This is a genomic window from Xanthobacteraceae bacterium (assembly GCA_019454205.1).
GTDB lineage: Bacteria > Pseudomonadota > Alphaproteobacteria > Rhizobiales > Xanthobacteraceae.
Map to the genome: position 1 here is coordinate 2,808,087 of CP075369.1, position 12,791 is coordinate 2,820,877.

Annotated in this window: 17 protein-coding genes; 5 read left to right on the plus strand and 12 right to left on the minus strand. The window is 63.4% G+C overall.

Features of this window, described 5'->3' with window-relative positions; genetic code table 11:
• Nucleotides 1–144 precede the first annotated feature (144 nt).
• Nucleotides 145–417, plus strand: a complete 273-nt coding sequence (locus KF794_14200) for a hypothetical protein (GenBank protein QYK44886.1) — start codon at nucleotides 145–147, stop codon at nucleotides 415–417.
• A gap of 70 nt (nucleotides 418–487) precedes the next feature.
• Here the strand turns inward: KF794_14200 and leuB are convergent, their stop codons facing one another.
• From leuB to KF794_14215, 3 genes are all read right to left on the minus strand, one after another.
• Nucleotides 488–1,597 (minus strand): 3-isopropylmalate dehydrogenase, encoded by a 1,110-nt coding sequence (leuB, locus tag KF794_14205; protein QYK44887.1) that lies wholly within the window; start codon nucleotides 1,595–1,597, stop codon nucleotides 488–490.
• A 44-nt stretch (nucleotides 1,598–1,641) separates the two neighbouring features.
• Nucleotides 1,642–2,247: a 3-isopropylmalate dehydratase small subunit gene (gene leuD, locus KF794_14210; protein QYK44888.1), complete on the minus strand. Its 606-nt coding sequence runs from the start codon at nucleotides 2,245–2,247 to the stop codon at nucleotides 1,642–1,644.
• 177 nt (nucleotides 2,248–2,424) lie between these two features.
• Nucleotides 2,425–2,850: a metallopeptidase family protein gene (locus KF794_14215; GenBank protein ID QYK44889.1), complete on the minus strand. Its 426-nt coding sequence runs from the start codon at nucleotides 2,848–2,850 to the stop codon at nucleotides 2,425–2,427.
• Nucleotides 2,851–3,042: 192 nt separating this feature from the next.
• On the opposite strand from KF794_14215, the gene KF794_14220 reads away from it, so the two are divergent.
• The 3 genes from KF794_14220 (at nucleotide 3,043) to KF794_14230 (ending at nucleotide 4,580) form a co-directional block, all read left to right on the plus strand.
• Entirely contained in the window at nucleotides 3,043–3,255 is a 213-nt protein-coding gene (locus KF794_14220; GenBank protein QYK44890.1) for a hypothetical protein, read from the plus strand.
• Nucleotides 3,256–3,349: 94 nt separating this feature from the next.
• Nucleotides 3,350–3,706 (plus strand): hypothetical protein, encoded by a 357-nt coding sequence (locus tag KF794_14225; GenBank protein ID QYK44891.1) that lies wholly within the window; start codon nucleotides 3,350–3,352, stop codon nucleotides 3,704–3,706.
• A gap of 169 nt (nucleotides 3,707–3,875) precedes the next feature.
• The gene (locus KF794_14230; protein QYK44892.1) at nucleotides 3,876–4,580 is read left to right on the plus strand and encodes a hypothetical protein; all 705 of its coding nucleotides are present in this window, start codon (nucleotides 3,876–3,878) and stop codon (nucleotides 4,578–4,580) included.
• 76 nt (nucleotides 4,581–4,656) lie between these two features.
• Here the strand turns inward: KF794_14230 and leuC are convergent, their stop codons facing one another.
• The 9 genes from leuC to ffh form a co-directional block, all read right to left on the minus strand.
• Nucleotides 4,657–6,066, minus strand: coding sequence for a 3-isopropylmalate dehydratase large subunit (leuC, locus tag KF794_14235; protein QYK44893.1), 1,410 nt, complete (start codon nucleotides 6,064–6,066; stop codon nucleotides 4,657–4,659).
• Between the two features lie 69 nt (nucleotides 6,067–6,135).
• A complete protein-coding gene (locus KF794_14240) occupies nucleotides 6,136–6,276 on the minus strand; it encodes a hypothetical protein (GenBank protein QYK44894.1) in 141 nt (46 codons plus the stop codon).
• Nucleotides 6,277–6,312: 36 nt separating this feature from the next.
• Complete coding sequence (locus KF794_14245; GenBank protein QYK44895.1) at nucleotides 6,313–7,188, minus strand: metallophosphoesterase; 876 nt, start codon at nucleotides 7,186–7,188, stop codon at nucleotides 6,313–6,315.
• Between the two features lie 6 nt (nucleotides 7,189–7,194).
• Nucleotides 7,195–7,578: a hypothetical protein gene (locus KF794_14250; GenBank protein QYK44896.1), complete on the minus strand. Its 384-nt coding sequence runs from the start codon at nucleotides 7,576–7,578 to the stop codon at nucleotides 7,195–7,197.
• Between the two features lie 102 nt (nucleotides 7,579–7,680).
• Nucleotides 7,681–8,169 carry a 50S ribosomal protein L19 gene (gene rplS, locus KF794_14255; protein ID QYK44897.1) on the minus strand — a complete coding sequence of 163 codons (489 nt, stop codon included), beginning with the start codon at nucleotides 8,167–8,169 and terminating at the stop codon, nucleotides 7,681–7,683.
• 90 nt (nucleotides 8,170–8,259) lie between these two features.
• Nucleotides 8,260–8,961: a tRNA (guanosine(37)-N1)-methyltransferase TrmD gene (gene trmD, locus KF794_14260; protein QYK44898.1), complete on the minus strand. Its 702-nt coding sequence runs from the start codon at nucleotides 8,959–8,961 to the stop codon at nucleotides 8,260–8,262.
• Nucleotides 8,958–9,488: a ribosome maturation factor RimM gene (gene rimM / locus KF794_14265; GenBank protein QYK44899.1), complete on the minus strand. Its 531-nt coding sequence runs from the start codon at nucleotides 9,486–9,488 to the stop codon at nucleotides 8,958–8,960. Before rimM ends, trmD begins: the two co-directional genes overlap by 4 nt.
• Before the next feature lie 6 nt (nucleotides 9,489–9,494).
• Complete coding sequence (gene rpsP / locus KF794_14270; protein ID QYK44900.1) at nucleotides 9,495–9,842, minus strand: 30S ribosomal protein S16; 348 nt, start codon at nucleotides 9,840–9,842, stop codon at nucleotides 9,495–9,497.
• An 18-nt stretch (nucleotides 9,843–9,860) separates the two neighbouring features.
• The gene (gene ffh / locus KF794_14275; protein QYK44901.1) at nucleotides 9,861–11,372 is read right to left on the minus strand and encodes a signal recognition particle protein; all 1,512 of its coding nucleotides are present in this window, start codon (nucleotides 11,370–11,372) and stop codon (nucleotides 9,861–9,863) included.
• Between the two features lie 424 nt (nucleotides 11,373–11,796).
• On the opposite strand from ffh, the gene KF794_14280 reads away from it, so the two are divergent.
• Nucleotides 11,797–12,732: a hypothetical protein gene (locus KF794_14280; GenBank protein ID QYK44902.1), complete on the plus strand. Its 936-nt coding sequence runs from the start codon at nucleotides 11,797–11,799 to the stop codon at nucleotides 12,730–12,732.
• The last annotated feature ends 59 nt before the right edge of the window (nucleotides 12,733–12,791 follow it).

The following is a 12,791-nucleotide window of genomic DNA, read 5'->3' on the forward strand; positions in this document are numbered from 1 at the left end:
CTCCCGGAAAGTGAAATTCGGGCTGAATCTACGGGTTGCCCGGTGCTCGCTCAATCGCCGTTCCCCCTGTGTCTTTCGGCCACTAGGCCCTGCAACCGGAACCGGGATAAAAGGTTATAAGAGTTGAGAATTCGGGAGGCTGTCATGCGTTTCGCACCATTTATCGCCCTTGCCGCCGGTTTGTCGCTACTTGCCGCGACGGCCTACGAAGCCGACGCGCAATACCGGCAGCAGCGTCCCCGCATCATCGTGAAGAAGCGCAGCTATCTCGATCCGGGCACGGAAGTGAAACCGGGATCGAAAAGCTACCACGATTATGCGTTCGGCCCTTCGTGGCGCTACCCGACCTATGGTCCCGATCCGATGGGCCATACCCGTTGGCCGCTGCCCGGCCAGTTCGAGTTGCCGGGCTACTGATTCTTTCACGCTGAAAAGCAAAACGCCGGGCTTCGTGCCCGGCGTTTTTATTTGAGGTTGTGCGAACCGATTACGCGAGCTTGTCCAACTCCGCGAGGATGGCGTCGCCCATGTCCTGCGTGGACACGATCTTGGTCGCATTGCCGCGAATATCCGCGGTGCGGTGACCCGCCGCCAGCACGTTCGAGATCGCTTCCTCGATCTGGTCTGCCACTTTGCCCATGCCGAACGAATAGCGCAGCGCCATGCCGAGCGAGCCGATCATCGCAATCGGGTTCGCCATGCCGCGGCCTGCGATGTCCGGCGCGGAGCCATGCACCGGCTCGTAGAGCGCGCGGCGCTTCTTGGTCTTGGAATCGACTTCGCCGAGCGAGGCGGAAGGCAGCATGCCGAGCGAACCGGTAAGCATCGCCGCGACGTCTGAGAGCATGTCGCCGAACAGGTTGTCGGTGACGATCACGTCGAACTGCTTCGGGTTGCGCACGAGCTGCATGCCGAGCGCATCCGCGAGCTGGTGCTCCAGCTCCACGTCCTTGTATTCGCGCTGATGCACCTGATTGACGACCTCGTGCCAGAGCACGCCGGACTTCATCACGTTGCGTTTTTCGGAGGACGTGACCTTGTTCTTGCGCGCCTTCGCAAGATCGAAGGCCACGCGCGCGATGCGCTCGATTTCGTAGGTGTCGTAGACCTGCGTGTCGATGGCACGCTTCTGACCGTTGCCCAAATCCGTGATCGTCTTCGGCTCGCCGAAATAGACGCCGCCAGTCAGCTCACGCACGATCACGATGTCGAGGTTCTCGACCAGCTCGCGCTTGAGCGACGAAGCGTCGGCCAGCGCCGGATAGCAGATCGCGGGGCGCAGGTTCGCGAACAGCGCGAGATCCTTACGAAGCCGAAGCAAGCCCGCTTCCGGGCGAACGTCGTAAGGCACGCCATCCCATTTCGGGCCGCCGACCGCGCCGAAGATGACCGCATCGGCGGCCATCGCTTTCTTCATGTCGTCTTCGGAGATCGACTTGCCATGCGCGTCGTAGGCCGCGCCGCCAACCAGGCCTTCCTCGATGTTGAAGGTCGCGAGACCGCGCTTCTCGATCCATTCGATCACGCGGCGCGCCTGCGCCATGACTTCGGGACCGATCCCGTCGCCGGGAAGCAAAAGCAGATTGTATGTCGGCATGATTGCTCGCTTACGAAATTAGACGATTAGACAGGGTAACGGGCTTATGCCCACGGCCGCGCGGCGGCGTTCTTCTTCTCGAAGGCGTCGATACTCGCCTTCTTTTCCATCGTGAGGCCGATGCCATCGAGACCGTTCAGCATGCAGTGCTTCTTGAACGGGTCGAGGTCGAACTTGATCGCACCGCCGTCCGGTCCGCGGATTTCCTGCTTCTCGAGGTCGATGGTGAGAGTCGCGTTCGCGCCGCGCGAGGCGTCGTCGAACAGCTTCTCCAGATCGTCCTTGGAGACGACGATGGGAAGCAGTCCGTTCTGGAAGCAGTTGTTGTAGAAAATGTCCGCGAACGAAGTCGAGATCACGCAGCGGATTCCGAAATCCATCAGCGCCCACGGCGCGTGCTCGCGCGAGGAGCCGCAGCCGAAGTTGTCGCCGGCAACGAGAATCTTCGCATCCTTGTAGGCGGCCTGATTCAGCACGAAATCCGGGTTCGCAGAGCCGTCGTCCTTGTAGCGCATCTCCGAGAACAGGCCCTTGCCTAGGCCGGTCCGCTGGATCGTCTTCAGGTACTGCTTCGGGATGATCATATCGGTGTCGATATTGATGATCCGGAGCGGCGCGGCGACGCCGGTGAGGGTCGTGAACTTTTCCATGTCGGCCTGTCCGTAAGGAGCGGATTTGGCCGTTCCTGTCCCACATCGGCCCCATGACGATCAAGGGCCTGCACGTTTTGCTCTAGGAGGGCAGCGATAAGCGCCCTGTTTGCTGGCTTTTTGCGGCCTGTGCCTTCCCGTGGACGCGGGGAGCTACGGCCGCCCGATGCGGCTCGGTCAGGGCCGATCCGCTTCCGCCTCGATGCGTGCCATGTCGTCGTCCGACATGCCGAAGTGATGACCGATCTCGTGCACCAGCACATGCGTCACGATTTCTCCGAGCGTTTGCTCATGCTCGGCCCAGTAATCGAGGATCGGACGGCGGTACAAGAAAATGTGATTGGGCATTCTTCCGGTTTCCGGCACGGCGGAATCCTGCGGCAGGCCGATCCCGGAGAACAGTCCGAGAAGATCGAACGGACTTTCCGCTCTGAGTTCATCGAGCACATCGTCGTCGGGGAAATCCGTTACGCGGATGACGATATCCCTGCACAACCTGCGAAAAGTCTCTGGCAGACGGGCGAAAGCTGTGTCCGCGAGCTGCTCGAAATCGGCGAGCGTGGGCGCGGTTGCGGCGTGCCATTCGGCGGGCTTGTCATTCATGGTGGAAATTTCATCACGCGCGTTAAGGAACCAAACATAATATTGCGCATTTATTGCCTCGGTGGAGCCATGTTCCTGAACCCGGCATGAATGCATAAATCAGGGCGGGTTCACGTCACTCTCCTGAAAATCCGCACATCGGTCCCGCCGCCCCACTGGGGACCGCAAGCAACAATCGAGAGGAAGATTCCAATGTTGAGGAAGTTCGCTCTTGCCGTCGCTGCCGCTGGCGCGCTCGGCCTTGCCGCCACCGCCACGCCGGCTGCCGCCGGCGCGTTCACCGGCCTGAAGGCTCCGTCGGTCGAATCGAACACCATCGACGCGCGCTGTTATCACCGCCGTCACTGGTCCGGCTGGCGCTGCTATCGCCATCACCGCCGCTGGCGCTCGCGCCATCACTGGTAAGCAATTCGATCCGCAAGGATCGGCTTGATGAAACGGGCGCTTCGCAAGAAGCGCCCGTTTTGCATTGCGGCGAACGAACGGCTACCAACACAAGATGAAAAGTTTCCGGCCAGCATTCGCAGCGCTCTCGCTTCTCTCGCTCGCTTTCATTGCGTCGCCCGCGGACAGCGCGCCGCGCAAAGCAACGGTCCCAGGCTTCGACACCAACCTTGTCGATGCGAAGCGCAGCACATGCCATCATCTGCGCTGGTCGTCGCAGCGGCGTTGCACGAGCACGCGGTTGCTGCGCCAGTATTATGCGCGGCGCGCGCGGCCCGATTATCTCCGCGGCGAAACCGGCGTGGTCCATTACGGCCCGCCGTTCCCGTATTACGGCTACATCCCGTACAGCCATTACCGTCCGTACGGATTGTATCGGCCGTACTGGTATCGCCGCCCGTACTGGTATTGAGCGGACGGCGTTTCCGCGGCGATCCTCGTTAAGCAAAAGAACAGAGCGGCCGCATGAGCGTGCCGCGCGCTTTACCATACCGGCTTACCATACCAACGGCTTTCGCTTTCGCGCGCACGCGGCAAACGAAATACTCCCGCGCAACGAAAGGTAAATGGGAAGCCATCAAATGAAGAAATTCGTACTCGCGCTCGCTGCCGTGAGCGCCTTCGGACTCGCGACGTCCGCGCAAGCGCGCGTGACCGCACTCTCTACGCCCGCCGTCGCGCCGAACGCCGTTCGCGCCGACGCGAACTGCACGCCGCGGAAGGTTCGCGGCGAATGGCGCTGCGTCAACGCCTACAACCGCTATGACTATGCGCCGCGCCGCAATTACGTCCGCCGCGACTACCAGCGCCGCTACGAATACGCCGCCGAACGGCAGTATCGCTATGAGCGCGATTACCGCCCGGTCGTGCAGCGCTACAGCTACCAGCCGCAATACAATTACACGCAGCAATATGCCTATCCGGTGCAGCAGCAGGCCGCGCAGCCTTACGCCTACGCAGTCACGACTTACTATTACGTGAGGCAGCAGCCTGCTTATGTGCAGCCGCAGGTGAATTACGCGCCGCGCTACTACACGCAGCCTTACGGCTACGCGCAGCGGCAGTATGGCTATGTGCAGCAGGACTATGACGACGACGCGGGATACAGCTACCGCCATCGCCGTTACGATTATGCGCCGCGCTACTACACCTCGGAGCGGTATCGTTATCACCGCCACCACCAGCATCGCGGGCAGCACCACATGCATCGCCACCCGCACAAGCATCAGCATGTGCACAATCATCCGCATAAGCACCCGCACAACAAGAAGAAGCACTGGCACTAAGCGGACGGCATAAGCTCAAAACGAAACGGGCGCTCTTTGGAGCGCCCGTTTTGCTTTCAGGGATTGCCGAAACGCTTTAGTGCTTCGGCCACTGGCGTACATCGACGAAGTGACCGGCAATCGCCGCCGCCGCCGCCATCGCGGGCGACACAAGATGCGTGCGGCCCTTGTAGCCCTGACGGCCCTCGAAGTTACGGTTCGAGGTCGAGGCGCAGCGTTCTTCCGGTTTCAGCTTGTCCGGGTTCATGGCAAGGCACATCGAGCAGCCCGGCTCGCGCCATTCAAAGCCCGCGGCCTTGAAAATCTTGTCGAGGCCCTCCTGCTCGGCCTGCGCTTTGACCAGGCCCGAACCCGGCACGATCATCGCGCTCACCGCATCGTGGACCTTCTTGCCGTCCACGATCTTCGCTACCACGCGAAGGTCTTCGATGCGCCCGTTGGTGCAGGAGCCGATGAAGATCTTGTCGAGCCGGATGTCGGTGATCTTCGTCCCCGCTTTCAGGCCCATGTAATCGAGCGCGCGCTGCTTCGCGATGCGCTGGTTCTCGTCGGCGAGCTTCGCCGGATCCGGCACGACGCCGGCGATGGAAACGACGTCTTCCGGGCTGGTGCCCCACGAAACGATGGGCGGCAGCGCCGCACCGTCGAGCTTCACTTCGCGGTCGAAATGCGCACCTTCGTCCGAGTAGAGCGTTTCCCAGTAGCGCATGGCCGCGTCCCACGCCTCGCCTTTCGGCGAACGCGGACGGCCCTTGAGATATTCGTAGGCCTTCTCGTCGGGCGCGACTAACCCTGCGCGCGCGCCGCCTTCGATCGTCATGTTGCAGACGGTCATGCGGCCTTCCATCGTCAGCGCGCGCATCGCTTCGCCCGCGAATTCGATGACCGAGCCGGTGCCGCCCGCGGTGCCGATCTCGCCGATGATGGCGAGGATGATGTCCTTCGCGCCGACGCCTTCCGGCAGCTTGCCGTCCACCGTCACGCGCATGTTCTTCGCTTTTTTCTGGATCAGCGTCTGCGTCGCCAGCACATGCTCGACTTCGGACGTACCGATGCCATGCGCGAGCGCGCCGAACGCGCCGTGCGTCGAGGTGTGGCTGTCACCGCATACGATCGTCGTGCCCGGCAGCGTGAAGCCCTGTTCCGGTCCGATGATGTGGACGATGCCCTGACGGCGGTCATGCTCGTCGAAATAATCGACGCCGAATTCCTTGGCGTTCGCGGCGAGCGCTTCCACCTGCGTGCGCGATTCCGGATCGGCGATGCCCTTGGAGCGGTCGGTGGTCTGGATGTTGTGGTCGACCACGGCGAGCGTCTTTTCCGGCGCGTGAACCTTGCGGCCCGCCATGCGCAGGCCTTCGAACGCCTGCGGGCTGGTCACCTCATGCACGAGGTGGCGGTCGATGTAGAGCAGGCAGGTGCCGTCCGGCTGCTGATCGACGAGATGATCGTCCCAGATTTTATCGTAGAGAGTGCGCGGTTTCATAGTCGTTGGCTCTTGGCTAAGTCTGATGGAAGCGGGTGAGAGTTTACGCGCGAAAGCGCGAACAGCCGCTTAAAGCGCCGCCTGGATCGAGGCGGTCAGCCGCCCGAAGAAACGGCCCGGCAGCCGCGCATGATCGCGCAGCACGACGCGGCACAGCGGGCGCGCTGCGCCCGTGTTTTCCGCAAGTTCCGTGGTCCGTTTCGTCGGCATGGCCGTGATATAGCGCTGCCCCGTAGCCCCCGCAAACTATCCCAGTTCGACGAGCACGATCTCCGGCGGCACGCCGAAACGGACCGGCAGGAAGGTGCAGCCCAGCCCGCCCGATACGACGAGGTGCCGGTTGGCCTCGACGACATGGCCGTAGGCATAGCGCTGGCCGTAGCGGGACGGCACCACCGCTGCGCCGTAGAAGGGGAACCGCACCTGCCCGCCATGGGTGTGCCCGCAAAGCGTGAGCGCAATGCGTTCAGACACCTGCGGAAAAATATCCGGCTCATGCGCAAGCAGAATGGCGGGCGCATTATCCGTGATCGCACGCATGGTTTTCGGCAGATCGTCCACGCCCTGAAAACGGCGCGGGCCTTTCGGGATTGCGATCTGATCGCCGAGACCCGCAAGCCAGAATTCGAAACCGTCCGGCGCTTTCAGTTTGCGCGCTTCGTTTTCGAGAACCGGAATCCGGTTGCCTGCAAGCCCGCGGCGCACTTCTTCCGCGCCGGTCCACCAGTCATGGTTGCCGAGCACCGCGAAGGTACCGAGCGGCGCTTCGAGTTTTGCAAGCACGGCGCTCCACGCTTCGACCGGAATTTCGGTTGTCCCGAAACGATGGATGGCGGAGACGTAATCGCCGAGCAACACGATCAGGTCGGGCTTCAGCGTGTTCGCCGCGCGCACGATCTCCTCGATCCGCGAAAGCGGCATCCACGGATCGCAGGCATGCAGGTCGGCGAGCGCCGCGATGCGCAGCGGCCGCGCGAGCTTCGGCCAACGCGGCGGCGTGAAGCGGTAGGTCGTGGTGACAAGCCGGTAGCGCGGCTCGATGGCGAACGCATAGGAGAAAAGCCCCGCACCCGCAGCAGCCGTACCGCCGAGCAGGCGAAGAAAAGCGCGCCGCGAAAACATGAAGCGTTATTCCGAAACGTTTTCCAGAATGATCATCGCCCCGCGCGTGAGTTGCGCGGATACTTTCCGGCCTTCGTCATCGGTGAATTTCGTGGTGGCGCGGATGGTGCCGCCTTTGATCTTCTCCACCAGCCGCGCCTTCAGCAGTACGGTGGTGCCGAGGCGAATTTCGATCTGCCGCCCGACATGGCGCTCGGTGAAGCTCTCGAACTTGTCGATCGCGCCGGGCGCGAGTTCGATCAGCACCACGACTTCGTTCGTGGTCTTGTCGCGGTCCACGGAGGAAGCCTGCACTTCGAGGCTGACGGTTTCCGCACGCGCCGGAAATGCGCATGCGCCCGCCAAAAGGAGCGCGATCAAAACCGTCCGAAGCTGCGCGAGAACATGCATCGTCTATCCAAACGCCTCTGCTGCAATCGGGTTGCCTGCACGCAATAAACAAAAAGGCCGGCGGAAATGCGCCGGCCTTTTGTGTTCGTGGTGAGCGAAGGCTTACTTCTTGCCGCCGCCCTTGGCAGCGCGCGTTGCCGCCTGCGCCTTCGGCTTTTCCTTCTTGACCTTCTCGGCCTTCGGCTGGGCAGCCTTGATCGCCGCGGCTTCGGCGTCGAGCGCGGCAGCAGCCGCGTCCTGACGCTCGACGATGCGGGCGCGCTTGCCCTCGAGATCGCGCAGGTAATAGAGCTTCGCGCGGCGAACCTTGCCGCGGCGCACGACGTCGATGGAATCGATGTTCGGCGAATAGATCGGGAACACGCGCTCGACGCCTTCGCCGTACGAAATCTTGCGCACCGTGAAGCTCTCCTGGAGGCCGCCGCCGGTACGCGCGATGCACACGCCTTCATAGGCCTGCACGCGGGTACGCTCGCCTTCCTTGATGCGGACGTTCACGATCAGCGTGTCGCCCGGCTGGAACTTCGGTACCGGCTTGCCGCCGGTAACGCGTGCGATTTCTTCTTTTTCGATGGTCTGAATGAGGTTCATGACAGTAGCTCCGCGCCGCTCAAATCCGGCGCCGGGAAGTGAATTCCATAACGGGATGGGCGGGGTCTATAGGCGAAGAATCGAGGCTTGTCATGCCTTTTTGCCCCCTTTTTGGCCCCACAGGTCGGGCCTGCGGGCGGCCGTGAGGCGTTCGGCCTGTTCCCTGCGCCAGGCGGCCACTTTCGCGTGGTCCCCGGAGGTCAGGATGTCCGGAATCGGCACCCCTTCGAAGGCCTGCGGCCGGGTGTACTGGGGGTATTCGAGGAGGCCGTCGGAGAAGCTCTCGTCCGTCCCCGAAGCCTCGTCCCCCATCACCCCCGGAAGCAACCGGACGCAGGCGTCCAGCAGCACGAAGGCCCCGACCTCGCCCCCCGACAGCACGTAGTCCCCGACCGAGACTTCCTCGAGATTGCGGGCGGCGATGATGCGCTCGTCCACGCCCTCGAAGCGGCCGCAGACGATGACGACGCCCGGACCCTTGGCGAGGCCACAAACTTTCTCCTGCGTCAGCGGCACGCCGCGCGGACTCATGAGGAGCCGCGGGCGCGGATCATCCGCGGGCGAAGCCGCGTCGATGGCCTTGGCGAGAATGTCGGCGCGCATGACCATGCCCGGCCCGCCACCGGAAGGCGTGTCGTCCACGGTGCGGTGTTTGTCGGTCGCTTGAGCGCGAATGTCTTGCGCGTCGAGCGACCAAATTTGATTCGAGAGCGCCTTGCCCGCGAGCGAAATCCCAAGCGGCCCCGGAAACATTTCGGGAAACAGCGTGAGGATGGAAGCGCGCCAGGTCATTTCGATTTCGCCTTCGGCTCATCGAACAATCCCGGCGCCGGAACGATCACCACGCGTCCTGCTTCTACATCCACTTCCGGCACGAACTCGTCGATGAACGGAATCAGCGTACCGGATTTCTTCGGCGGCTCCGCGACTTCGATGAGATCGCTCGCGCCGTAATTGCGGACCGCGATCACGACGCCGTAATTTTTCCCGGACTTGTCCTCCACGCGCAGCCCGATCAGGTCCGCGTGATAGAACTCGCCGTCCGCTTCAATCTTGGGAAGTTTGTCGCGCGCAACGAACAGTTCGATGTTCGTGAGCAGTTCGGAAGCGTTGCGGTCGTTCACGCCCGCGAGCTTCGCGACGAAGTGGCCCTTGGCCGTACGAAGCGAGGCAACACGAAACTTCTTCGTGCCGTCCTCGCTTTCCAGTTCGCCAAAGCCGAGGACCGCGTCCGGGTCTTGCGTGAAGACCTGCAATCGCACTTCGCCGCGCAGGCCGTGCGCGGCGCCGATTTTCGCGACGCAGACGCGATCCGTCATCTAGTCTTACGCAGCCGGAGCGGCAGCGGGAGCAGCGCCTTCCGCGGGAGCGGCGGCTTCCTTCTTCGGCTTCGCCTTCTGCGGGTTGTTGCGCGGCGTGCGCTTGGCAATGCCGGCGGCGTCGAGGAAGCGCAGGATGCGATCCGACGGCTGCGCGCCCTTCGAGATCCAGTGCTTGATGCGCTCCAGTTCGAGCTTCACACGCTCCGGAGAATCCTTCGGCTTCTTCGGGTCGTAGGTGCCGACGCGTTCGATGAAGCGGCCATCGCGCGGGAAGCGCGAGTCGGCGACGACGAGGCGGTAGAACGGGCGCTTCTTGGTGCCCGCGCGGGAAAGACGGATAACGACGGCCATTGTTTAGTCCTTTCGTGACTACTTTTTCTTGAGTGGGTTCATGCCGCCCAGTCCCGGCAGGCCCGGAAACTTCGACGGCAGGTTGGAGAGACCGGGAAACTGCGCAGGCAGCTTGCCTGCGTCCGGCATTTTCTCGGCGAGTTTCTTCATTTCTTCGGGCGATGGCATTTGCGGCGCGCTGCCGATGCCCAGCATGTTGCCGAGGCCGGCGAGCATTCCGCCGCCCCTGCCGCCGCGGCTCATGGACTTCATCACGTCGGCCATCTGCCGGTGCATTTTCAGGAGCCGGTTGATTTCCTCGACCTTCGCGCCGGAGCCGGCCGAGATGCGCCGCTTGCGCGAGGCTTTGAGCAGGTCCGGGTTGCGGCGCTCTTTCGGCGTCATCGAGTCGATGATCGCCTTCTGGCGCTTCAGCAGATTGTCGTCGAGGTTCACGTTCGCCATCTGGTTCTTCAACTTGGCGACGCCGGGCATCATGCCCATCAGGCCAGACAATCCGCCGAGCTTCGACATCTGGTCGAGTTGCTCGCGCAGGTCGGAGAGGTCGAACGCGCCCTTGCGCATCTTCTCGGCGGTCGCCTGCATCTTGGCGGCGTCGAGATTCTCGGCGGCCTTTTCGACGAGGCCGACCACGTCGCCCATGCCGAGGATGCGTCCGGCAATGCGCGACGGATCGAAGTCTTCCAGCGCGTCGAGTTTTTCGCCGACGCCGATCAGCTTGATCGGCTTGCCGGTGACGGCGCGCATGGAAAGTGCGGCACCGCCGCGTCCATCGCCGTCTACGCGCGTCAGCACGATGCCGGTGACAGCTAACTTCGCGTCGAACGCGCGCGCGGTGTTCACCGCGTCCTGGCCGGTCAGCGCGTCGGCAACGAGGAGGATTTCGTGGGGCTTCGCAATCGCGGCGACGTCCGCCGCCTCCTGCATCAGTTCTTCATCGACGGTGACGCGGCCCGCGCTGTCGAGCATCAGCACGTCATAGCCGCCGCGCCGCGCTTCGGAGAGAGCGCGCTTGGTGATCGTGACTGCGTTCTCGCCTTCGACGATGGCGAGCGTATCGACGCTCACCTGCTTGCCGAGCACGGCGAGTTGTTCTTGCGCGGCCGGACGGCGCGTATCCAAGGACGCCATCAGGACCTTCTTCTTCATCCGGTCCTTGAGGCGCTTCGCGATCTTGCCGGTCGAAGTGGTTTTGCCCGAACCCTGCAGGCCGACCATCAGGATCGCGACCGGCGGTGCGGCGGCGAGGTCGATCGGCTTCGCATCGGAGCCGAGCACCGCGACCAGTTCGTCGTGAACGATCTTCGCGACCATTTGGCCCGGCGTGATCGAGCGGATCACTTCCGCGCCGACTGCGCGCGCGCTCACCTTCTCGACGAAGGCACGCGCCACTTCGAGCGAGACGTCCGCTTCGAGCAGTGCCTGACGCACTTCGCGCATGGCTTCGCTAACGTCGCTCTCGCTGAGCGAGCCGCGGCCGCGAAGCCTGTCGAGTACGCCGCCAAGGCGGCCGGTCAGGTTCTCGAACATCCGTCTTCCGTTAGCCCCGTCCTGAGGAACGATCCGAAAGGATCGCATCTCGGAGGGCGAGGCTCGTTTCTCATCCTTCGAGACGCGGGCTGCGCCCGCTCCTCAGGATGAGGCCGTCTTGTTTGGGCATGACCTGATCCGAAAACCGGTACCCACTTTTCGGGGGTCATGCCTTCGCCAAACGCCGTTCGCCCCCGAGGGCGCAACGCGCTGTCGGGGGGTGACCTCCGGGTTCAAAGTCCCGGTCAGCCGCGAGGAAGTCTCGCCGGTCGATTGGTGGCAGGACGACTAGGGGTGGACCGTGGCCAAGTCAAGGAAATGCAGGGGTTAGCGCCTTGTGGCGGTTCCAATCCCCTGATTCCGCCCCTGATTTCGTTTGACGGCGGCAGACTGCGCCCGGACGATCCCGAAAAAGGAGGAACCGATGCCCGCCCGCCTGCTCGCCATCGTCCTGTTGCTGGCTGCCCCGTTCGCGGCGCAGGCCCGCGAACCCTGGCAGATCGGCCATGGACCGTTCCTCACCGCAGCGGACGTCAGCGCCCACAACAAATTCCCGCAGGACATGGCGGACATCCGCGCGCTGCTCGCTGGCGAAAAACCGGACTGGGCAGGTGCGCTTTCGCTCTATGCCTACGGCCGCCACTTCAAGGCCCATTCGGTCGCGCGCTTCGCCGACAACTACAACGGCCGCCTCGACAGCTACCTGCCTGTGTCGGCGAAGCACTATGGCAGCGCCTCGTTCCAGAACGCATTCCTGTTCGCGGCGCTCGCCAATACCGGGCGCTTTGCCCGCGCCAGCGAAGCGGAACGCAAGGCCGCGCTCGACGCAGGCATGACCGCACTCCTGATCAATTACGCGCGCTACGAACTCGGCGAAGCGCAACGCAAGGCAAGCGCGACGCAGCCGAACTGGTCGTTGCAGAACGGCGCACCGAAAAACTGGAGCGAAGCCTTCGCTTTCTATTACGGCCCCGAAGGCAAGCACGGCGCATTCGAGGCGATTGCCGCGTTACCGAACGGCGAGCGCCTGAACGCGCGCATCCTGCAAGCGCTCGCCGATGGCCAGCCCGACTTGCTCCGGCAGAAATGGCCGCAGGAAGCGGCCGACGAATTGGCCGCCGCGCTAAACGTTGCAAGCATCGCCCTGTTCCGGAACGCGCTGGAAGCCGCCGACAAGGCAGACGACGCCGGCTTGGCGCTCATGCGCGCCCGCGCGGCGGGATTCTGGCTGGCCGCTGGCGAGCCGATCCTGCGTACCGACCGCCGCGCGCCGATGGTCGAGAAAGCGCTGACCGGCACACCCGACCGCGAGGCGATCAAGGCCGCCCTCGCCGTGATTGCTCCCCTGCCCGGCGAATAGCGCCACGGCTGGCTATCGCGCCGGCAATCGCCATATAAGGCCGGTACAAGCTGTACCGG

Excerpts from the sequence above, each read along its gene's own strand:
- KF794_14200 (QYK44886.1), top strand. The coding sequence starts at position 145 with ATGCGTTTCGCACCATTTATCGCCCTTGCCGCCGGTTTGTCGCTACTT.
- leuB (QYK44887.1), bottom strand. The coding sequence starts at position 1,597 with ATGCCGACATACAATCTGCTTTTGCTTCCCGGCGACGGGATCGGTCCC.
- leuD (QYK44888.1), bottom strand. The coding sequence starts at position 2,247 with ATGGAAAAGTTCACGACCCTCACCGGCGTCGCCGCGCCGCTCCGGATC.
- KF794_14215 (QYK44889.1), bottom strand. The coding sequence starts at position 2,850 with ATGAATGACAAGCCCGCCGAATGGCACGCCGCAACCGCGCCCACGCTC.
- KF794_14220 (QYK44890.1), top strand. The coding sequence starts at position 3,043 with ATGTTGAGGAAGTTCGCTCTTGCCGTCGCTGCCGCTGGCGCGCTCGGC.
- KF794_14225 (QYK44891.1), top strand. The coding sequence starts at position 3,350 with ATGAAAAGTTTCCGGCCAGCATTCGCAGCGCTCTCGCTTCTCTCGCTC.
- KF794_14230 (QYK44892.1), top strand. The coding sequence starts at position 3,876 with ATGAAGAAATTCGTACTCGCGCTCGCTGCCGTGAGCGCCTTCGGACTC.
- leuC (QYK44893.1), bottom strand. The coding sequence starts at position 6,066 with ATGAAACCGCGCACTCTCTACGATAAAATCTGGGACGATCATCTCGTC.
- KF794_14240 (QYK44894.1), bottom strand. The coding sequence starts at position 6,276 with ATGCCGACGAAACGGACCACGGAACTTGCGGAAAACACGGGCGCAGCG.
- KF794_14245 (QYK44895.1), bottom strand. The coding sequence starts at position 7,188 with ATGTTTTCGCGGCGCGCTTTTCTTCGCCTGCTCGGCGGTACGGCTGCT.
- KF794_14250 (QYK44896.1), bottom strand. The coding sequence starts at position 7,578 with ATGCATGTTCTCGCGCAGCTTCGGACGGTTTTGATCGCGCTCCTTTTG.
- rplS (QYK44897.1), bottom strand. The coding sequence starts at position 8,169 with ATGAACCTCATTCAGACCATCGAAAAAGAAGAAATCGCACGCGTTACC.
- trmD (QYK44898.1), bottom strand. The coding sequence starts at position 8,961 with ATGACCTGGCGCGCTTCCATCCTCACGCTGTTTCCCGAAATGTTTCCG.
- rimM (QYK44899.1), bottom strand. The coding sequence starts at position 9,488 with ATGACGGATCGCGTCTGCGTCGCGAAAATCGGCGCCGCGCACGGCCTG.
- rpsP (QYK44900.1), bottom strand. The coding sequence starts at position 9,842 with ATGGCCGTCGTTATCCGTCTTTCCCGCGCGGGCACCAAGAAGCGCCCG.
- ffh (QYK44901.1), bottom strand. The coding sequence starts at position 11,372 with ATGTTCGAGAACCTGACCGGCCGCCTTGGCGGCGTACTCGACAGGCTT.
- KF794_14280 (QYK44902.1), top strand. The coding sequence starts at position 11,797 with ATGCCCGCCCGCCTGCTCGCCATCGTCCTGTTGCTGGCTGCCCCGTTC.